We start from the raw sequence: 19,907 nt of genomic DNA, 5'->3' as shown, positions 1-19,907 counted from the left end.
GGTCAGCCCCGCACCGTGATCCCCGCGACGATGTCCCGAGCCGCCTGCACTTCCTCCTCGGTGAGCAGGCTGACCTGCACCTCGATCAGAAGTTCCTTGCCGTGGCTCAGCTCGACCGCGTGCAGTTTCAGCTCACCGCCGTCACTGACATCCATCGTGATGCTGATCGGCGAATGCCGGGGCAGCGGGGGTATCTTGCTGATCTGGCCCTTGCCCTGGTCCACCGGCTTGTTCGCCGACAGCTCGGGGCTCTCCTCGGCGCCGGCCTGCTCGTAGAGCTCGATCTCGATCGCGGTCTGGCCCTCGACCACCGTGCGGGCACTCAGCTCGCGCTGCTTGATGGGTAACGACTCGTTCGCGTGCACCAGGTGCTCGATGTAGTACTTGTCCGGCTGGGTTGCCCAGTCGCTCGCCGTGGTGTCCTGGAGCCTGACCCCGAACGACTTCGGCAGCACCGTGACGATCCGCTTGTTGGCGCTGGCGGTCAGCGCCTCCTCGTCGACCCCGGTCGCCAGCGCCAACGCCTGGACCCGGGAACGCTTTTCCTCGTCGGTCGGTGCGGCATCCTCGCCTTCCCACGCCCACACCGCGCGGCTGAGCGCGTAACGGGCCGCGCCCTTCGCCACCGCGAGGTCCGGGTCGTGCAGACGTGGCGTCCATCCCCACTTCTCGGCCAGCTGCCGCTCCACGGCGGGCATCTTGCTGGACCCGCCGACGAGCAGCACCTCGTCGATGGCGGCGGCCGGGTCGTCGACCCCGAGCTTCTCGCCGAGTGTGCGCAGTGTCCGCTCGGTGTACACCATCGTCCGGTTGAGCAGGTCGCCGGTGATCTCCTCGAACGTCTCGCGGCTGACCTCCACCGAGGCGGCTGCGCCCGCGTAGCGCATCGGCACCTTGCGCGACGTCACCGTCGACAACTGTCGCTTGACCTCCTCGGCGGTCAGCGCGAGGTCCTGCATGAACTCCTCGTCGAGCGCCGGGTCCTCGGCCGGCTGCGCGCGGGCGACGAACTCGTCCACCAGGTACCGGACCAGGCGGGCGTCCCAGTCGGCGCCGCCGAGCTGCTGGTCGCCGTCGGTGCAGAGCACCTCGACCGCGTCCGCGCCGATACGGATGACCGTGGTGTCGAAGGTGCCACCACCGAGGTCGTAGACGAGCACCGTCCGGGTGGTGTCCTTGCCGGGGTCGTACTGCAGGGCCGCGGCGACCGGCTCCGGCACCACCTCGACGACGTCCAGGCCGGCGATCCGGCCGGCGTTGCGGGTGGCGTCGCGCTCCAACAGACCGAAGTACGCGGGAACGGTGATCACGACCTTGCTGACCGGGCGGCTGGTGTAGTACTCGGCGTCCTGCGCCAGCTGCTTGAGGATCAGCGCGGAAATCGACTCAGGGGTGTACGTCTTCCCGTCGAACTCCCACTGCGCCTCCTTGCCCATGCTCCGCTTGACCCGCTCGACCACTCGGGACGGGTAGAGCCGGGACACGTTCTTGGCGGCCTCGCCGACCACCACCTCACCGGTGTCCTGCTCGAAGTAGACGACCGAGGGGGTGGTCTCGTTGTTGGTGATGACGTTGCGGACGACTGCGGGCCGCCCGGTCTCGTCGATGTACGACACCACCGAGTAGGTGGTACCCAGGTCAATTCCGAAGAAGGTCAGGTTCTCGTCCGACATCCTGCTCCTGTCCGCCGATGGATCGGCTGTCACGGTGTGGGCGCGTGTTGGTTGTCGCTCGTCGGCTCCGGGCGGGGCTCGCCCGCCGTGGGCTCCGGGTCGGGAATCCAGCGGTGCACGCGGACTGCGGCGGGCACGGCCGTGCGGCCCGTCTCGACGTCGTGGTAGCCGTCCAGGACCACGGCGGCGACGGTCCCGTCCTGGGCTGGGTCGCTCGCGGGCTCGGTCGCGGTGGCCCGCTGCGTCGACGGGTCGAACGTGGCGCCGACCGCCGGCGTCAGCACGCTGATGCCGCCCCGTTCCAACGTCAGTTCGAGGTTCGCGGCGTAGCTGCGCAGCATCTGCGCGGCGGCCACGGCGTCGAACGTCGGGGGCAGCCCGGCGGCGGTGCGCAGCAGGTCGTGGCGCAGTCGCTGGAGGTCGGTCAGGAGCGGTCGGAGCAGGTGCCGTCGCTCACCGGCCCGCAGCAGTTGGTTCTCCGCGTGGAGCCGGTCGATGACCTGCTCGCGGGCCGCCGCCCGGTCCTGCGTGCGGGCGATCTCGGCCCGCAGCCCAACCAGCTCGCCGGTGAGCCGGTCCGTCAGCCCGGCCAGCTCGCTCGCCATCCGCTCGGTCAGGCTGTCCAGCCCGTGCGGCGCGGCGCTCGCCGGTTCGGCAGGGACCTCGCTCGTCGGTTCGGCAGGAACCTCGCTCGTCGGCTCCGCGAGAGCCGCTGCTGCCGGCTCCGGCCGCTCGGCCGTCAGCTCCCACGGCGGCTCGGCCACCGGCCCGGTCGTGACGACGCTGGCCTCCTCCGCGGGACCGTGCGCATGCTCGTGCACCGGTGCTCCCTCCCCTGGTCCGTTCGCTGCCACGGTGGGCGTCTGGTCGTCTGTCCCTGACGGACAGCTCGGCCGTCCGTCAGGGACAGACGACCAGACGGCGGGTGCGGAGGGCGATCAGCATGATTCGGCGTACGGTGGCAGCCGCCGCGGCGGCACTGACGGCGGTGACGATGATCTGCCTACCCGTCGCGCCGGCGGCGGGGACGCCGGCGAACAGCGACGAGGTGTACGCGGCGCTCGGCGTCAACCAGGTCGCGGCCGACTACGTGGTGATGGTCGACGTGTCCCGGTCGATGCGCGACGGTGGCCGGTACGAGCAGGTGCGGCGGGCGCTGCGATCCTTCCTGGCCGCGCTCGCGCCGGACGACCGGGTTGCGCTCGTCACCTTCGCCGATTCGGCGCGGGTGGTGCACGATGGCCCGGCCGGGCGTGCCCCCGACCAACTGGTGGCGAAGCTGCCCAGGACCGCGGACGGGCGGTACACGGACATCGGCGCGGCCATCGAGACCAGTCTCCGGCTGTTGGCGCGCAACGGTGTGCCGCCGATCGCCACCGTCGTCCTCCTCACCGACGGGCGGCACGACCCACCTGTGGGCAGCGCGTACCCGTTCGAGCAGGGCTACGCCTGGAACGAGCTCGTCCGCTCCGGCCGGTCGCTGAAGAAGGCCTCCCTGACGGCGTACGCCGTGCCGTTGACCGGCTCGACGGGCGCGCCGCTGCTCGCCCGGGTCTATCCCGGTGCCAAGCTGCTCGCACCCACGTCGATCGACCGGCTGGGCGGTCAACTCGAACAGCCGAAGGCGTCGGCCCGCGCAGCGAAGGCGCGTAGCGTTCTCGGTGCCGACGTGTCCCACGGGGTCCAGGTCGTCTGGCCGGCCGAGGCGGGCCGCCTGGGCGCCGGCCGGACCCGGCTGGAGGTCCGCCTCCGGTCCACCACCACCAAGGTTCCGCTGGTCGTCGACCACCTCGTTGTTCGCAGTGACCGGCCCGACGTGCGGTTGTCCGTGCCGGGCGGGCCGGTGGAGCTGCCGGCCGGCGGCACCGCGATCGTCCCGGTGACGGTCGACTGGGACGCCGGCCCCCGGCGGGTGGCGCCGTTGGCCCGGGTCACAGCGGACGCGGCGTTGACGCTCGACGGCGAGGTCGACTCCGCGTGGGCAGAGGTTCTTACCGATGAGCTGGGCCTCAGCTTCGCCCCGCGGCTGGACGGCGGCCCGACCCGCGGCACCTTCTCGGCCCAACGCGGCAGCATCTGGTGGTGGTCCCTGGGTGCGGCGCTGCTGGCGGCGCTGGCAGCGGCCGGCTGGTGGGGCCGCGGGCGGCGGCGGCAGCCGGCCCTGGCCGGCACGTTGCGTTTCCGCGACGCCTCCGGCGGTGACCGTGACCTGGTGCTCAGCGGCCGCCGGACCGCCATCACCGCGGACTCGACCGGGCTGCCCGGGTATGGCGAGGTGACCGCACGCCGGCCCTCCGTCGGCGCATCCGAGGTCCGGTTGGTGATCGGCTACTCCCGGGACGGCTCGGCCGCCGCCCGAGAGGTCGGCACCTGCGGCCCGGAGGAGACAGTTGAACTGGGCGGAGTCGACTTCACCTGGCGCACGGCGACAGCCGCGTCCGCCGTGCGAAGCGGATTGATCGGTCGGTCGCGGTGATCGACGGCCCGGTAGCGACCACCTCAGGTCCGAGCGCTGTGGTTCCGCTTGGCGACGGCGACCTCCTCGCCCTCGGCGAGCTGGTGTCGACCGATGGCCGTGGCCCCGGGGACGACGGGCCAACCGAGCCGATCAGCGTACGGTGCGGGCGACCCCTGCTGTACCCAGTGCCCGGCGAGGACCTGCCCGTGCACCTGCGCCGCCGCGCCGAGGCCACCGGGCGGCGGTACGTGGGGGCGCTGTTCGCTTTCGACCTCGACGCTCTGCCGCGGCGGCAGCGGTATTCGGCGGCCCGGTTCGAGGTGAACCTGACCGACCCGGCGGCCCTCGCGGTACGGCTTGACGGCGACGGCGGCACACTCGGGTTGAGTTGGCCGGCGGCGCTCGCCGAGCCGGCCTCGACGACGGCGGTGCACGCGGTGGCGGCGGCCCGGGCCCGACCGGGCTGGCTGGCCCGACTGGCGACCCGGGCGGGGTCGCCGCGCGCCCACGCCTTCGGCATCCATCGCCACGACTTCGGCTGGGTGTACGAGGACCCCCGAGGGGACCTGCTGGTGCCCCGGGCGCATGGCATGCACGCGCTGCTGGAGTTGCCGCCCGGCGTGACTCGGGTCGCCGGGGCACTCGACGTGCGGGTGCGGGTGACGGGTGGGCGCGACCCGTACAGCGCGGGGCTGCGCGAGTCGGTGACGTTCGACGAGGCGTTCGAGGCCGGCAGTGCGGCCGAGGGCGCGGCGGTGCGGCTCTGCATGGCCGTTGACGTCACCGGCTACAGCCGGCGCAGCACCGCCGGTCACGAGCAGGTTCAGCGCGATCTGGTTGAGTTGCTGTCCGAGGTCCGGCAGGGCGCCGGCGTACCGGAGTCGGCCGTCCGGCCCCAGCCGCAGGGCGACGGCCAGTTCACCGTGTTGCCGGCCGGGATCGACGAGTCGGTGGTGATCTCCGACCTGGTCGCTGGTCTGGGCCAGCGGTTGCGCGCGCTCAACGCGGGCCGGCCGGCGGCGGAGCGGCTGCGGATCCGGGTGGCACTGCATCGGGGCCTGGTGAAGCCCGCGTCGAACGGGTGGGTCGGGGTAGCGGCGATCGCGGTGCACCGGATCCTCGACAGCTCGCCCCTGCGCGACGCGTTGACCGCCCGTCCGGCCGTCGACTTCGTCCTCGGCTTGCCCGACGTGCTGTTCCAGGACGTCATCCGGCACGCCACCGCACCACCGCTGCCGGCGGACTTCGCCCCGGTCACCGTGGAGTTGCCGGCGAAGGGGTTCGTCGAGCACTGCTGGCTGCACATCGGACCCGAGGAGACAGCGTGAGCACGCTCTACGCCCTGCTGGTCGGCATCAACTCGTACCGTGCGTCGACGGTGCCGGACCTGCGCGGCTGCCGTACCGACGTGATGGAGGCGCGGGCCTTCCTGGAAACCCGGCTGGCGCCCGGCGTGAGCCTCGAACCTCTGTCGCTGTACGACGGCCAGGCCACTCGGGCGGCGGTGATCGAGGCGTTCCGGTCCCACCTGGGCCTGGCCGGCCCGGCGGATTCCGTCCTGTTCTGGTTCAGCGGTCACGGATCCGAGGCGCCCGCCCCGGCGTGGTGGTTCGAGGAGTCGACGCTCATGCTCCAGACCCTCGTCTGCGCGGACAGCAGGGACGGAGAGGTGCCCGACCTGCTGGACAAGGAGCTGTCGATCCTCCTCGACGAGGTCGCCGGGCGGGCCGGGCACGTGGCGGTGGTCCTCGACTGCTGCCACTCGGCGGGTGGCACCAGGGAGCTGCCGGGCACCCACGCCCGGACGGTGGTGCCGATGGCCGCCGCGCCGGACCGAGCGCTGCTGCTGCCGGAACTGGCGGTCGCGGCGCCCGGACGGACGCCCGATCAGGAGCACGTCACGCTGGCCGCCTGTCGCTCGGACGAGCTGGCTCGGGAGATGCACCTGGGCGGCCGGCGGCGGGGTGTGTTCAGCTGGGCTCTGCTCAACGCCCTCGGCCGGTTGGGTCCGGCGGCAACCTACCGGGATCTGCTGGTCGCCGCGCAGACGGAGGTGGAGCAGAACGTCTACCGGCAGGTGCCGCAGCTGTTGCCGGCACACCGGGGGATCGCCGACCGACCCTTCCTCGGCGGCGGGCTGGCCCCACCCGCCTCCGGCGTGCTGCTGCGGTACGTCCGTCAGGGCTGGGAGGTCGACGCGGGCAGCTGTCACGGGCTGGTCGGTGCCGGCACCACGGACGAGATCCGGCTGGCCGTGGTGGGTGACGTCCCGGTGCGGGAGGTCCGTGTCGTCCAGGTGCTCCCCGAACGGAGCCTGGTCGAGCCGATCGGCTGGCAGCCGGACCGGGACCGGCAGTATCGGATGGTGCTCAGCCAGGTGCCGCTGCCGGTCACCACGGTCCTGGTTGGCGGGCCCGGTCAGGACGGGCCCACCGCAGCGAGGGTCCTCGAGGCGCTGCGCTGCGCCGGTCCCGGAGGCAGCCCTTCACCGCACCTGCGCCCGGTCGACCCGTCGGACGCCGACACCGCGCCGGAGCTGATGGTGCGGGCTCCGCGGCGCGGAGTGGCCGTGGTGGTGGACCGGTCCGGCGCAACGCTCACCGGGGAGCTGACCGACATCGGCCCGGACGGGGCGCGGCAGACCGTCCACGTCCTGGAGCACATCGCCCGATGGCGGCAGATCCGTGAGCTGAACAACCCGGTGACCGGCCTGGCCGGCGCGGTGACGGTGGAGGTGGTCGCGGCACGACCGGGCGAACACATCGTGCCGTTCGACCGACCGCCCATCGCCGCCGACGCCGATGGCGTGGTGCGGCTCCGCTACCAGCGTGGGCCGGGCGGCTGGACGCCGCAGACCGTCTTCGTCCGCCTGCACAACCGCAGTGACCGGAAGCTGTTCTGTGTTCTGTTGGATCTGACCGACCGGTTCCGGGTGCACGCCGAGCTTTTTCCGGGGAACTTCGTCGCCCCGCACGGGCGGGCGGCGGCCCTGCGGGGACGTCGAGTCGTGGCCGCCCTACCGCCGGGGGAGGCGCCCGAGCCGGGCGCCCGGGTGCGGGACTGGCTCAAGCTGGTGGTGGCCGAGGAACAGTTCGGACCGACACCGTTCGAGCTGCCGGCGCTCGGTGCGCCGCGCGGTGTCGACCGAGGTCCGCTGGCGGTGCGGGGGTTTCTCGACCGGATCGGGCGTGCGGTGCAGCACCGCGACCTGGTGGCCTCCGCCGAGGACGGCGCGTACGACTGGACGACGGTGACAGTTCCTCTCGAAGTGGAGGTGCCCGGAGCCGAGCGGCCGGCCTAGAGTCCCCGCAGAACCATCGCGGTCCGGTACGCCGGGTCGGTGAGGTCCAGGTCGGTGCGCCCCACGAGGGTCGCCGGCAGCAGGGCGGGGGCGATCCGTTCCGGAGCCCGAAGCCGTCGGCCGACCGCCCGCACGGCCGCCGCGGGGCGCAGCCCACCGCGGACCAGTTCGGTGTGCAGGATGTTCAGCATCAGTGTGGAGACCGGGCGGGGCAACGGCCGGACCCAGTCGACCACGGCGGTGAACCCGGCCGTGAGCAACGCGTCGGCGAGCGGTGCCGTTGTCGCGCCGACGGATGGCAGGACTGCCAACCCGCCCTCGCTTCCGGCGTGGCCCGCCCGTCCGATGATGGCGTCCGGTGTCAGCGCGGCTGGCCCGGCGAGGGCGAGCGCGCCGTCGGCGTCGACGCCGCAGTTGAGGTGCAGCATCGAGGCGTCGAGGTGGGCGAGGACCTCGTCCGGCGTGCCGGCGCCGTCGGCGCCCGGGCCGACCCGGCCGAGGACGACCGACCGGGGGTAGAGCTGCCGAAACCGCTCCACCTCGGCCGGGCTGCGGTCACCGCGCGGATCGCTGACGAGCACCGGTGCCTCGGTGACCCGCATCGGCACCCGGCGGGCCAGCTCGGCCGCCTGCCGGGCCGAGGTGACTGCGGAGACCACCACCTGGTCGTCGTCCGGCATCCGGCCGCCGCCGACGACGGCGACCCGGTTGGGTAGAGCGTGACCGGGAGGCAGGTGGTCGAACCGGCCGCTCTCGGTGTGCAGCAGCAGTATTCCGTCGGCAAGAAGCCAGGCCAGCGCCGCGACCCGTGCGCCGTGCAGCGCCGCGGCCACCGGGGCGAAGCTCGCTCGCAGGGTCTCGCTCAGCCGTCCGGCGGGGTGGCGCTCGTCGATCAAACCGGCCAGGTCCAGGGCGAGTGGGGCGACGCCGGCCGGTTCGCCGGGCAGGGCGTCGCTGACCGCCAGCAGGTGCGCGGCGGCGGACCGGACGTCGTCGTCGGTGTCTCCCCAGCCGTCGTCGGCGTCGGCCCTGCCGCGCAGGTACAGCGCCACCGCCAGGGTGATCCGGTCCGCGGGGGTGGCCGCGGATCCAGCGGCATGGGTGACCGAGCTGGCCAACCCCACCAGGTCGTCCACCAGACCGGCCGGGGGCGTCGGAGCGCCGGGACGCAGCAGAGCCGCGAGGGCAGCATCGGGTTCAGCGCCGTCGAACCGCTCGCTGAGGGCGCGGCGCAGCGTCACCGGGTCGGGCGGTGGCGCCGCCGGCCGGGGAGTGGGTACGGGTGCCTCCTCGGTGCCGTCCGGCACTGTCACGACGGTGACGGCGCGGTCCAACGGGTCGACGGTGGCCTGGGCGGACAGGTCGAACAGCGAGGGCATCGGGACTCCGGTGACGGGGCTGCTCCCCATCCGTTTCTGCATCTCCTGGAGGGTGGTCATCATCCGCATCATGGGTGCGAGATCGAACGGCGTGGTGCCGGTTTTCGGCGCACGGAAGAAGTCCCGCACCGCCTCGGCCATTTCCAGCGAGACTGCCGTGGTCTCGGCCATCTCGGTGCCCAGCTGGTCGGCGGCGGTCACCTGGCGAAAGCACTCCACCGCCCGCTCGGCCTCGGCCAGCGTGGTGGGGTCCGCCGGGACGCCACTGAGCCGCCCCGCCAGTTCCTCGTTGCCGAGGCGGCGCACGACGCCGACCACGTAGAGCTGACCGAGGGTGAAGCGAGAGATGACTGCGATGGCGGGTGGTAGCCCGACCGCGGCAACCGCCTCCTCCAGCAGCTCGATCGCCTGGTTCCGGTCCTCGCCCGGGCCGCCGTGGGCAACGTGCCGCGTGCTCAGCAGCCAGCCCAGCTGGGCGGCGATCTGCGCGCGCAGTGGGTCACCCGGGTCGAACGTGCCGTGTGCCTCCGCGAGGCAGCCGATCGCGTCGTCGAGCGTTGGCCGTCCAGCCGGTTGGCCGGGGCCGATGCGCCAGTAGCGGTCGCTGAGGATCTGGGAGAGTTCCATCAGGGGGCGGACGCGGGCGGGCCCGGTCAGCCGGGCCAGTTGAGCCCGCAGCCGCCCTTCCTTCTCCTCGTTCACGATTGGCCCCTCTCGTCCTCGCGGTGTCGCATCACTGCCCCCAGTGGACAAAGCCGGCCCAGGCCGTGACATGGGAGAGTTCGTCATGGGCCAGGTTCCGGCGCAGTGGCGCCGGCATACCCTCCGGAATGGACCGGTCCGGGTCAAGCATCCAGCCCTGCGCCTGCCGTAGCGCTTCCCACGCGGGCAGCCCCATCGTGATCAGGTGGTGGTGGAACATGTACATCAGCACGGAGGTAGCCCGGTCGGGGATGGCCCACTGGGTCGAGAGCACCGACCGGACGCCGCCAGCGAGAAAGGCGGTGCCAAGGCTGTACGCCTCGTCGTAGCCGCTGATCGCCTGGCCCGTCCGGCAGGCGGCGAGCACGATCAGTCCGATGGCGCGCTCGGGGGAACGCGATATCAGCTCGACCAGCTCCTCCGCGGTCAGCCGACCACCGTCGGCCAGCAGCAGGTAGGAGGTGGCCGCCGCCGGGTCGGTGTTGATGACGCCGTGACAGGCGAGGTGCAGCATCCCGCCGGCGCCTGGGTTCCTGCCGGTCAGCCAGGCCCGCACTTCGTCGACGCTGCCAGGTCCGGACCGGCTCGGCGACCCGTCGGCCCGCCGACCCACGTACCGGCCGCCGGGGTAGAACGACCGGTGGATGGCGTACGCCTCCAACCGGGCCGCGGCCAGGTCCGGCGCCTCGCCGCCCGGGTCCGGATCTCCGACGACCAGGCCGACCGGCGTCGGCGCGACCGGAGCAAGCGCCGCCGAGTGGCAGAGCATCCGGGCCGAGGCGGCCTGCGAGATGGCGACCAGCCGCACCGCGTACGTGCCGTCCGGCCGGCGGGCCGCCTGCCACGGGATCCGGGCGAGTTCCCCCATTGGCACCAGGACCATCCGGGGCGGTCGTTCGGTGGTCGGGCGGGGCAGGGAGGGTAGGTACCGCTGCACGAGTGGGCCGATCGCTGCCCGCCATGCCCAGTCGCACATGGCATCGAGGCTGCCGGCGAAGTCGGCGGGGTCGTCGAGCGCGGTCAGGTCCCGCTCCGGGTCCGCGATCACCGCGTCGCGTCGGACCAGGGCCGTCAGGTAACGCTCCACGTCCAGGTCGTCGAAGAGATGCAGGTTGGGCAGGGCCAGGTAGGCGGGCGGACCCTGCGCGGCCGCGATGACCGCGTAGCCGGGCATGGGCGCTGCGCCCGGCACCAGGTAGACGAGCGCGTCCGCGTCGAGGGTGTGCAGCGCGGCCCGGATCTCGCCGAGTGTCGGCGCGTCGAGCAGGGCTCCGGCGCTGCTCTGCTCGGTGAGCACGGTGAGGACCTCGCGGCGCAGGTCGATCGGGACTTCCTCCGCCGCGCCGGACGCTGCGGTGCTACGCCAGCGAGACGCGAGATCGGGTCGGCCGGCGTCCTTGAGCCGACCGGGGATCTGCCGGTTCTCCGTCGCGGCGTAGAGGGCCAGGCCCCGGCCCGCGTCGAGCGCGCGGATCGCGCTGGCCGGATCGTGGAACACCAGGCACTGACCCGCCACCTGGACGGCTTCCTGGGCGGCTCGGCGGGCGGCGGAGTTGGCCGCCCTCAGGTCGGTCTGGAGCAGCACTCGCCAGACGTGTTCGCGCAGGCCCTCAAGGGCGACGATGTGCGGGTCCGCCACACCGGCGTGCCGCCGTTGTACCTGTGACAGCAGTTCGTTGATGACCGACCACATGGGGTGCGCAGGCCCGCCGGCCAGCCGCTTCGCCCGCTCCAACACCCCGTCGGCCTCGACCGCGTCCGCCACCGAGCCGGTCACGTCGCCCTGGGTGGTCAGCCCGAGCGCCAAGCCGACCAGATGCGAGGTGAGGCGTGGGTCGTCGGGTGGGGCCAGGTCCACCGCCGTGCGGAAGTGCGCGACGGCCTGTCCGACACGGACCGGGTCGCTCTCCTCGCCGAGTCGGAGCATCGCACCGCCGATTCCGGCGTAGCGCATCGCCCGGTCGCCGGGGGAGAGGTCAGGTTGTTGTGCCGCCGTCGTCATCGCAGCGAGCTGTTCGGCCGTGACGGCGGGGGCCGAGTCAGTCTCGTCGACACCCGCACGAGTGGCCGCCAGCGGTATCACCATCGGCTCCAGGGACAGCACCGAAGCCCGGAGCGGATCCTCGGGCGGCAACCGCTCCACCGTCTCGCGGAGTTGGGCGAGGGCCGGCCGAAAGTCGCCGCCACGGTGGTGCACAGTCAACATGTCGGCCAGGTTGGCGAAGGCATCGCCGAACGTCGCCAGTGCCGGGTTGGCGCCCAGCGTCTCGCGAACCCGACGGGCGTCGTCGGGCAGCCGCTCCATCGCGGCCTCGTCACCGTTCTCCATCGCCCGCAACGCACCGATCATGGTCTTCATCGCGTCCCACAACGGCGCCAACTTCGCGTCGTCGCCGCTCGGCGGCACCTTCTTGAGGAGGGACTCCGCCTCGGTGAGCACGACCAGCGGGTCCGCAAGGTACCCCTCTGTCCGGGCTTGCAGCATCGGCACCATCCGGGCAGCGGCGTGCACCATCGGCCACTCCGGGGTGTCGGGTGGAGACCCCTCGGCGATTTCGAGAAGGCTGTCGAGTTGGCGTAGCCGGTGGGGATTCGCCGTCGGGACGCTGCCGATCAGAGCACCGAGCAGGTCGGCCGCCAGGATGCCCCGGACGGTCAGGTCGGACGGCAGCCGGTGCAGGTCCTCGACCGCCGCGTCGAGGTCGCCCCGGCCGAAGGCCGCCCGACTGATCGCCACACATCGCCTGGTGATGTCCGCTGCCCCGTCCAACCGTGTCCCTCCCGCGTGCCACCGTCCGACTACTTCACCTGACGGACAGCGGCATGCGGGAGGGTGCGCTGGTTGGGGTGATCAGGCTGTTCGGCGGGTCAGCGGCCCGCCCCCCGACCGTCGGTGGCTGGCTGGACCCGCTCGAACCGCACCCGGCTCAGCCATCCGGGAAGGTCACTGAGGACGTACAGTTCGCCGTTCACGTCGGTGCCGATCGCGGTCGGCTGGATCGGGAAGTTGCCGATCGTCGTGGACTCGTAGCCACCCGTCGGTTTGGGGCGCACCGCGAACGCGAGAGTCGAGCAGTAGTCGCTCGCGATGTAGGTACCCCGCGCCTCCGGGGTGGCGGACCCCCGGTACACCACGCCGCCGGTCACCGAGCAGTTCTCCGTGAGGTAATGCTCGTACTCGAAGACCGGATCGGTGTACCGCACGCCCGGCCGGCACTGCTCCTGGTCGAAGACCGGTGTGCCCTCTCGGCAGGACCAGCCGAGGTTCGCACCACGCTGGTGCGGGCGGATGTGGTTGATCTCCTCGACCAGGCCCTGGCCCACGTCACCGATCCACAGCGAGTTGTCGACCGGGTCGATGGAGAACCGCCACGGGTTGCGCAACCCGTAGACCCAGATCTCCGGCCGCGCGCCCGCCACGCGAACGAACGGGTTGTCGAAGGGCACGCAGTAGGGCTTCGGGCCGCAGGTGCGGTTGACGTCGATCCGCAGGATCTTGCCGAGCAGGGTGCCGAGGTTCTGACCGGACTTGAACGGGTCGTTCGCGTGACCGCCGTCGCCGAGCGACCAGTAGAGGTAGCCGTCGCGGTCGAAGGCCACCTGTCCACCGTTGTGGTTGCCGTACTCGGCGTGCTCCTGGGTGAGCAGCACCTGCAGTCGATCAGGAGCGCTGATGGGCACTCGCGCCAAGGTCAACGCCCCGGCCGGAAGGCTCGTGTAGGCCACGTAGAGGATCCCGGTCCGAGCGAAATTCGGCGCCGGCGTGATGCCGAGGAGGCCGCGTTCGTTGTCCGACGTGTCGATCCGGGCGGTCAGGTCGAGCACCGGCTCGGCCGCCAGGCCGGTGTCGGGGTGATAGGCGCGGACGGTGCCGTTCTTCTCCGCGATCAGCATCCGGCCGTCCGGCAGCCCGGTGATCGCGATCGGACGCTGCAGACCGAAGGCCACCTGTTCGGATACCACGGTCAGCTCAGCGAGTGGCACCGCGCGGGGGCGGGGTGCGCCGGCTGCGGCGGTGCCGGCCACCGGAGCCGGCGGTAACAGCAACGCGCACAGGGCCAGAATGAGAAGCCCGGCCAGCATGGTGGCCGGGCGACGACGCCGTCGGGACATGTTTCAGCTCCTCAAGCAGGTGGGATTGGGGACGCAATCTGGGAGCGTTCCCACGATACATCGATTCGTGCCGATCTCAAGCCCCGGCGGCCCTGTCGGCCGCCCGGCAGGCCGGCCGGGCCAGTGCATGTTGAGTTACGTCGATGTTGCGAGAGCGGATCCAGATGTGTTGGAATGGCTCATATCGCCGCAGCGCGGGGGCAACCGCGCTGGGAACGGCCAGCACGGGAGCATCGCAGTGCCGGCAGGGCGTCGCTCTGGCAGACGCTCGCATGCCGCATCGCCGGGCCATCTCCATGCCGACGGGCACTCGCCGGGCAGGCATCGTCGCCCGCCCGTGCGTATTTCCCGGCCCGTGTCCCCGGCGGCCGACGTGCTCGACGTCTGACCCGCCGGGGCGTCCGATTCGGTCTGCCAGCGCACCAGAAGCGGCGACGAGGTGAGAAGCAGTCATGATTTCCCGAGAGAGCTTCGCGGGTTGGTATCGAAACCGCTTCGTGTGGGTGGCGGTGATCCTGCTGGTGGTGTCGACAGGCGCGGTCGTACTGGTCAACCGGGCCGACCAGCAGACGGAGCCGGCGGATCTGCACGGGCAGATCACGGCCCGGATGCGTACCACGCTCGAACAGGTTGACCCGGGGCAGCACAACCACGCCGGACACGGCGTCCAGCAGGCGGCCACTCAGGAAAAACCGGCAGTGATCTGCGGGGTCCGTGTCTACGGCTACGAGCCGGCCGACGTCACCGCGCTCGCCGACGTGCGGACGGTCTACGGCTTCCACCTCTGTGGGGTTGCCGAGCAGAAGCGTCCCTGGGACGTGGCGGTCAAACTGGCCGGCCCCGTGATCATGGACATGTCCACCGAGCCTCCCGGCATCCAGGTGGTCGAGGCGACCGCCGACGTCAGGTTCGTCGACCGGCTGCGGGAGATGTTTCCGGACAAGTACGAGGAGGTGGCGCTCAAGGAGGCGCTGACCGAGTCGGAAATGGCCGACCAGCGCCGCCGGTACGACGCCGCAGCCGGGCTCTGACCACGCCGGTCGGTCGGGTGGGACGGTCGTACCGTGCCCGCGGGACCGCCGGATCCGAACCTGCGGACCTGGGCGTGCACACCCGGCCTTGATCCGGCGTCGGCTCGGTAACCCGTCACGCCACCGTCCGGGTGGGTGCTGGTGATCCGTGCGCTCGACGGTGGGTTGGTCGGCTTGATCCACATTCGATAGTTAATAGATCCGTATTGATATCTAAGCTCATAGATGTAACAGTTGGTTTGGGAGCGTTCCCATTGCGATCTCTGGTACCGAAGAGCGGAGGATGAACAGTGCGTTCACACAAGCCCGATCAATCCGGGGGGCGATCTCGGTCACCCGTCCGTCAGTCCATCCGAGTGCTCGTCGTGCTGTTCGCCATGGTGGTCGGTACGTTGCCCTGGACCGGCGCAGCCCAGGCCCACGGCACCATCATCAACCCGGCGAGCAGGGCCTATCAGTGTTGGAAGACCTGGGGCAACCAACACATGAACCCGGTCATGCAGCAACAGGACCCCATGTGTTGGCAGGCGTTCCAGGCCAACCCCGACACCATGTGGAACTGGATGAGCCAGCTGCGCGACGGCCTCGCCGGCCAGTACCAGGCCCGTACCCCGGACGGTCAGCTGTGCAGCAACGCCCTCTCCAGGAACAACTCACTGAACCAACTCGGAGCTTGGAAGGCGACCAATGTCAGCCCCAACTTCACGGTCCAGCTGTACGACCAGGCCAGCCACGGTGCTGACTACTTCCGGGTCTACGTCACCAAGCAGGGATTCAACCCGAGCACCCAGCAGGTCGGGTGGGGCAATCTCGACCTGATCGCGACGACCGGGCGCTACGCGCCAGCGCAGAACATCTCGTTCAACGTCTCGGTCTCTGGACGCACCGGAAGCCACGTCCTGTTCGTGATCTGGAAGGCGTCGCACCTGGACCAGACCTACATGTGGTGCAGCGACATCAACATCACCTGATCGGCAAGACCCGCGACACGATCCGGCCCAGGGCGTTGACGCCCTGGGCCGGATCGTTCTTCAGCTCAGCCAGCTTGCCGCCGGATCAGGCGGGGCTTTGGTGCCTGCGCCGCGAATGGCCTCCAGAGCCTTGCCTGGTGTCAGGTGGTCAGTTGGCGAACCATCTCGGAAGAGTCGTGCAGGTTCGTCATCTTCGCGAATCGGCCGTTGCTCACGGTGTAGATGGCGTACTCGACGATTTCGAACGATGCTCCGGAGGCGGGAACACCGAGCCACTCCTTCACCGGAGTGCCGGTGCTGATCGCGCGCACGGCGATGCGGTCGCGGTCGATCAGCAGCTCCGTGAACTCCCAATGAATGTCGGGAACGGCGTCGACAATCCCCTTCAGGATCGTCACGACGTCATCCCGCGTGGCGGGCACGCCGTCCAGGAGGACGGCGTCGTTGATGAATTCGTCCATGCCGTCGAGCTCGTGGTTGTTGAGCGCCTCGGCGTAGCGCAGGTACCAACTGCGTAGATCGCTGTCAGTCATGGGGAATGCCCTTCCTCCGTCCGGACTGTTGGGGAGCCCCCCGTGGGTCCGCACCTACTTGTGCACCGATCGGTGCAGAAAACTACTGCACTTCGGCACCGATCGGTGCACAAGGTGTAGGATCGTGTGATGGAGAAGGCGCAGCTGGGTCGGCCGCGAGCGTTCGACACCGAGGAGGCGCTCGAGAAGGCGATGGTGGTCTTCTGGAGCCAGGGATACGAGGGGGCCAGCCTCGCGGACCTCACCGAAGCCATGGGCATCTCCCGCAAGAGCATGTACGCGGCCTTCGGCAACAAGGAGGAGTTGTTCCGCAAGGCGTTGCAGCGCTACTCGGAAGGCCCCGGCGCCTATGTCGCTCAGGCACTGCAGGCCCCTACCGCACGCGAAGTGGCCATGGCGTTCCTGACCGGTTCGGTTCAGGCCAACACCCAGCCCGGCTGGCCCACTGGCTGCCTCGGCGTGCAGGGCGCGCTGGCCGTCGGTGAGACTGGCCAGGTCGCGCGCGACACCCTGCGTGAATGGCGTGCCCACGGCCAAGAGCTCCTCCGCGACCGGTTCCAGCGGGCCGTCGAGGAGGGTGACCTGGCCGCCGACGCGGATCCGGAATGGATCGCCCTCTACGTCATGACCATCGCGAACGGCCTGGCCGTGCAGGCGAGCGGTGGCGCGGCCTGCAAGGATCTCCAGCGCGTGGCCGACACCGTTCTACGGAACTGGCCACCGGCCTGACGGATCCGCACTGCGGCCTGTTCCGCCACGTCCGCCCGCCCGCCAGCCAGCCCGGCACTCCACGTCAAAGGCCAGGGACGGGGTGACTAAGCGCCCTGTCCCTGGTTCTGCATCAGCCCACCGTCCATGAAGTACGTCGACCCGGTGACGTAGTCGGCGTCGTCGCTGGCCAGGAAGACGGCGAGCTTCGCGATCTCCTCCGGCTGCGCGGCCCGCTTCCAGGGGATGGACTGCACCTGCTCCTCCAGGAATTTCGGGTCGTCGATCGCCTGCTGGTTGAACGGGGTGAGCACCATGCCGGGGCCGATGTTGTTGACGTTCATGTGCATCGGGGCGACCTCCAGGGCGATGCTCTTGGCCAGCTCCAACATGCCGCCCTTGCTGGCGTCGTAGTCGGAGCCGCCGGCACGGGCCACCTCCTGATGGACGGAGGTGATGTTAATGATCTTCCCGTGCCCGCCCTGGTCGCGGCGGTGCTGGATGAACCGCCGGCAGCAGAAGAACATCCCGTAGAGGTTGGTGCGGATGGCCCGGTCCCAGGTTGCGGTGTCCAGGTCGGCCACCGGGATGCCGGAGGCGTCCACGCCCGCGTCGTTCATCAGAATGTCCAGCCTGCGGAACTCCGCAAGCGCCTCGTCGAACATCGCCTCCACCTGATGCTCGACGCTGATGTCGCCCTGCACCACGACAGCCCGCTGGCCGGTCTTCTCGATCTCGGCCTTCGTGTGGTTCGCGCCCGCGTGGTCGTGCAGGTAGTGCACCACCACGTCGGCGCCCTCCCGGCCGAACTCGATAGCGGTGGCCTGCCCGATGCCCGAGTCGGAACCGGTGATCAGTGCGGTCCTGCCGGCCAGTCGTCCGGTCATCAGCACGCTCCCTCCGTGGCTGTCACTTCAGCGCGCTTACCCGCTCACCGCGGCACCAACCGAACGGGATCGCCGGGTGGTGACAGTGCCGCATTCGCCGCTCGCAGGCCTGGCGGGTGGCATCGCCGCTGCGGAACTCGCGCGGCACATCGGCCCTACGGTGTGTTTCCGGACTCGACCTGGTCGATGGTCCACGCGGCGTTGACGAGACCGATGTGGGACAGCGCCTGGGGGAAATTCCCGATCAGGCTGCCGTCGCTGCGGTCGATCTCCTCCGACAGCAGACCGAGATCGTTTGCCCGGCCGGTGACATTTTCGAAGAGTTGCTTGGCCGCGTCGATCTGCCCGGCCCGGGCCAGCGCCTCGACCAGCCAGTACGAGCAGATGATGAAGGCGCCTTCCTCGCCCGCCCCCGTCCAGCGCTGCACGAGACCGTCGCGCCCCAGTTCGTTCCTGATGGCGTCCACGGTGGCGAGGACCCGGTCGTCGTCGCCGGGAAGAAACCCGAGGATCGGCATGACGAGCGCCCCGGCGTCGAGGTGGTCAGACCCGAACGCGCCGGTGAACGCCCGGCGCGAGGAGTTCCAGCCGTCGGTCAGGATCGCCACCCGAATCTCTTCCGACGCCCGCGACCACCGCGGCACCTGCGCCTCGGCGTTGAGAATCGGCGCCAGCTTGACGGCCCGGTCCAGGGCCACCCAGCACAGCAGCTTCGATGTCAGGTAGTGCCGCTCGCCCTCGCGCCCCTCCCAGGTGCTGGAGTCGGTGTCCCGCCACGCGTCGACGGCCCGGTCGGCCAGTGAGCGCAGCAGGCTTGCGGCGGTGGGGGACAGGTCCGCGAGTTCGTCCCGCAGGACCCATGCGCACTCAAGGGGTTCGCCGAGGACGTCGAGCTGCTTCTGCTTCCAGGCGTCGTTGCCGATCCGAACCGGTCGGCTGCCCTGGTAGCCCTCAAGGTGGTCAAGGGTGTGTTCGGTCAGGTCCCGCTCGCCAGCCGGGCCGAACATGATCGGCACGTGGTCCTTGGCGTCCACCGACCCCATGGAGGCGGCCATCCAGTCGAAGAAGCGGTGTGCCTCGTCGGGGCAGGCGGCGACCCACAGCGCCCTGAGGGTGGCGCTGCCGTCGCGGAGCCAGCCGAACCGGTAGTCCCAGTTGGCCGCGCCGCCCACCTCCTCCGGCAGCGCGGTGGTCGCCGCCGCGACCACCGCACCGGTGGGCTGGTAGGTCAACGCCTGCAGAACCAGAGAGCTGCGCCGGACCTCGTCCCGGTAGGCACCCTGGTAATACTGGTGGATGCCGTCCCAGGACTGCCAGGCGGCGATGGTGTCCCGCAGTGCGGCGCGCCCGTCGAGCGGCACGGTCAGCGGGTCAACGGCCCGGCGATGGTGCAGCGCGAACATGGCGCTCTCGCCTGCTGCGAGAGTGAAACGCCCGGTCACCAGTGAACCGTCGAAGGCAAGATCACGGTCGGTGGTCAGGAGCAGACGGTCGACGCCTCCGGATATTTCCATCCCCATCGGGGTTTCGGTGACCGTGGGGCGGACCAATCCGTACTCCGGACGGGCCGCGACCTCGACTGCCACCTCCACCGTGCCGGCGACGACCTCGACCTGCCGTAACAGGACGTGCGGGGACCCGTGACCGATGCGGTGACCGCGTTCCCCGGCACCGAGACTGAGGGCCTCGGTCAACCGCAGCACGCCGTTTTCCGTGTGGAACTCCGTTTGAAGCACCATCGTCCCGTCGAGGTACTGGCGGGAGGTTGTGTACCGGCCGAGCGGTCGAATCGACCAGAAACCACCGCTGGAGCCGAGCAGACGCGCGAAGACGCTCGGTGCGTCGAACCGGGGTGGGCACCACCAGTCCACGGAGCCCTCCGAGGAGACCAAGGCCGCCCCCTGACAGTCGCCGAGAAGTGCGTAGTCACTGATCACAGCCACGTCCGGCTCTACCCGTCGTGGCGCTCGCTACGCCCGGACCGGACTGGGCCCGGAACCTCGCCGGGCGCGGTCCGATCCGGGCGTAGCGCGGGGTGCAGACCATGACCCAGTGGTCTCGTTCGGGGTCGTGTGGGACGTCTAGATCCAACGCCGTTCAGTTAGGCGTTTTGGTGGGCCGTCAAGCGTGTCGTGGAGACGAGGCAGCGGA

14 protein-coding genes are annotated in these 19,907 nt (G+C 70.7%); 6 read left to right on the top strand and 8 right to left on the bottom strand.

The annotated features are described in order from the left end of the window. Nucleotides 1–2 precede the first annotated feature (2 nt). Both V6U86_RS26750 and grpE read right to left on the bottom strand, forming a co-directional pair. Nucleotides 3–1,673 carry an Hsp70 family protein gene (locus V6U86_RS26750; RefSeq protein ID WP_334507840.1) on the bottom strand — a complete coding sequence of 557 codons (1,671 nt, stop codon included), beginning with the start codon at nucleotides 1,671–1,673 and terminating at the stop codon, nucleotides 3–5. A gap of 29 nt (nucleotides 1,674–1,702) precedes the next feature. Continuing rightward, a complete protein-coding gene (gene grpE, locus V6U86_RS26745; RefSeq protein ID WP_334507838.1) occupies nucleotides 1,703–2,494 on the bottom strand; it encodes a nucleotide exchange factor GrpE in 792 nt (263 codons plus the stop codon). Between the two features lie 122 nt (nucleotides 2,495–2,616). Between grpE and V6U86_RS26740 the strand changes: the two genes are divergently transcribed. Genes V6U86_RS26740 through V6U86_RS26730 form a run of 3 tightly spaced genes read left to right on the top strand, consistent with a single transcriptional unit; the run spans nucleotide 2,617 to nucleotide 7,432 of the window. Next, nucleotides 2,617–4,149, top strand: coding sequence for a vWA domain-containing protein (locus V6U86_RS26740; RefSeq protein ID WP_334507836.1), 1,533 nt, complete (start codon nucleotides 2,617–2,619; stop codon nucleotides 4,147–4,149). 38 nt (nucleotides 4,150–4,187) lie between these two features. Further along, nucleotides 4,188–5,459, top strand: coding sequence for a hypothetical protein (locus tag V6U86_RS26735; protein WP_334507834.1), 1,272 nt, complete (start codon nucleotides 4,188–4,190; stop codon nucleotides 5,457–5,459). Continuing rightward, a complete protein-coding gene (locus tag V6U86_RS26730; protein WP_334507832.1) occupies nucleotides 5,456–7,432 on the top strand; it encodes a caspase family protein in 1,977 nt (658 codons plus the stop codon). The genes V6U86_RS26735 and V6U86_RS26730 overlap by 4 nt, the downstream gene beginning before the upstream one ends. Here V6U86_RS26730 and V6U86_RS26725 read toward each other — a convergent pair. From V6U86_RS26725 to V6U86_RS26715, 3 genes are all read right to left on the bottom strand, one after another. Beyond that, nucleotides 7,429–9,513: a hypothetical protein gene (locus V6U86_RS26725; RefSeq protein WP_334507830.1), complete on the bottom strand. Its 2,085-nt coding sequence runs from the start codon at nucleotides 9,511–9,513 to the stop codon at nucleotides 7,429–7,431. The two genes, V6U86_RS26730 and V6U86_RS26725, sit on opposite strands and share 4 nt — an antisense overlap. Before the next feature lie 31 nt (nucleotides 9,514–9,544). Continuing rightward, complete coding sequence (locus tag V6U86_RS26720) at nucleotides 9,545–12,250, bottom strand: CHAT domain-containing protein (protein WP_334507829.1); 2,706 nt, start codon at nucleotides 12,248–12,250, stop codon at nucleotides 9,545–9,547. Nucleotides 12,251–12,381: 131 nt separating this feature from the next. Beyond that, on the bottom strand, nucleotides 12,382–13,626 hold the full coding sequence (locus tag V6U86_RS26715; RefSeq protein WP_334507827.1) for a PQQ-dependent sugar dehydrogenase: 1,245 nt from the start codon (nucleotides 13,624–13,626) through the stop codon (nucleotides 12,382–12,384). Between the two features lie 452 nt (nucleotides 13,627–14,078). Between V6U86_RS26715 and V6U86_RS26710 the strand changes: the two genes are divergently transcribed. Both V6U86_RS26710 and V6U86_RS26705 read left to right on the top strand, forming a co-directional pair. Continuing rightward, nucleotides 14,079–14,657, top strand: a complete 579-nt coding sequence (locus V6U86_RS26710; RefSeq protein ID WP_334507825.1) for a hypothetical protein — start codon at nucleotides 14,079–14,081, stop codon at nucleotides 14,655–14,657. 356 nt (nucleotides 14,658–15,013) lie between these two features. Continuing rightward, on the top strand, nucleotides 15,014–15,628 hold the full coding sequence (locus V6U86_RS26705; RefSeq protein ID WP_334507823.1) for a lytic polysaccharide monooxygenase auxiliary activity family 9 protein: 615 nt from the start codon (nucleotides 15,014–15,016) through the stop codon (nucleotides 15,626–15,628). Nucleotides 15,629–15,768: 140 nt separating this feature from the next. Here V6U86_RS26705 and V6U86_RS26700 read toward each other — a convergent pair whose 3' ends face one another. Continuing rightward, nucleotides 15,769–16,161, bottom strand: a complete 393-nt coding sequence (locus tag V6U86_RS26700) for an ester cyclase (RefSeq protein ID WP_334507821.1) — start codon at nucleotides 16,159–16,161, stop codon at nucleotides 15,769–15,771. 129 nt (nucleotides 16,162–16,290) lie between these two features. On the opposite strand from V6U86_RS26700, the gene V6U86_RS26695 reads away from it, so the two are divergent. Further along, a complete protein-coding gene (locus tag V6U86_RS26695) occupies nucleotides 16,291–16,890 on the top strand; it encodes a TetR/AcrR family transcriptional regulator (RefSeq protein ID WP_334507819.1) in 600 nt (199 codons plus the stop codon). Nucleotides 16,891–16,976: 86 nt separating this feature from the next. Here the strand turns inward: V6U86_RS26695 and V6U86_RS26690 are convergent, their stop codons facing one another. Then, complete coding sequence (locus V6U86_RS26690) at nucleotides 16,977–17,756, bottom strand: SDR family oxidoreductase (RefSeq protein ID WP_334507817.1); 780 nt, start codon at nucleotides 17,754–17,756, stop codon at nucleotides 16,977–16,979. Between the two features lie 155 nt (nucleotides 17,757–17,911). Continuing rightward, nucleotides 17,912–19,699, bottom strand: coding sequence for a glycoside hydrolase family 15 protein (locus tag V6U86_RS26685; protein ID WP_334507816.1), 1,788 nt, complete (start codon nucleotides 19,697–19,699; stop codon nucleotides 17,912–17,914). Nucleotides 19,700–19,907 lie beyond the last annotated feature (208 nt).

It is taken from the genome of Micromonospora sp. CPCC 205558 (genome assembly GCF_036902955.1).
GTDB lineage: Bacteria > Actinomycetota > Actinomycetes > Mycobacteriales > Micromonosporaceae > Micromonospora.
The sequence above is the reverse complement of the archived record's forward strand: the minus strand, read 5'-3'. Positions and strand labels throughout refer to the sequence as shown.

Coding starts and splice junctions, on each gene's coding strand:
- V6U86_RS26750 (WP_334507840.1), bottom strand. CDS start 1,673: ATGTCGGACGAGAACCTGACCTTCTTCGGAATTGACCTGGGTACCACC.
- V6U86_RS26695 (WP_334507819.1), top strand. CDS start 16,291: ATGGAGAAGGCGCAGCTGGGTCGGCCGCGAGCGTTCGACACCGAGGAG.
- V6U86_RS26690 (WP_334507817.1), bottom strand. CDS start 17,756: ATGACCGGACGACTGGCCGGCAGGACCGCACTGATCACCGGTTCCGAC.
- V6U86_RS26710 (WP_334507825.1), top strand. CDS start 14,079: ATGATTTCCCGAGAGAGCTTCGCGGGTTGGTATCGAAACCGCTTCGTG.
- V6U86_RS26740 (WP_334507836.1), top strand. CDS start 2,617: ATGATTCGGCGTACGGTGGCAGCCGCCGCGGCGGCACTGACGGCGGTG.
- V6U86_RS26715 (WP_334507827.1), bottom strand. CDS start 13,626: ATGTCCCGACGGCGTCGTCGCCCGGCCACCATGCTGGCCGGGCTTCTC.
- V6U86_RS26700 (WP_334507821.1), bottom strand. CDS start 16,161: ATGACTGACAGCGATCTACGCAGTTGGTACCTGCGCTACGCCGAGGCG.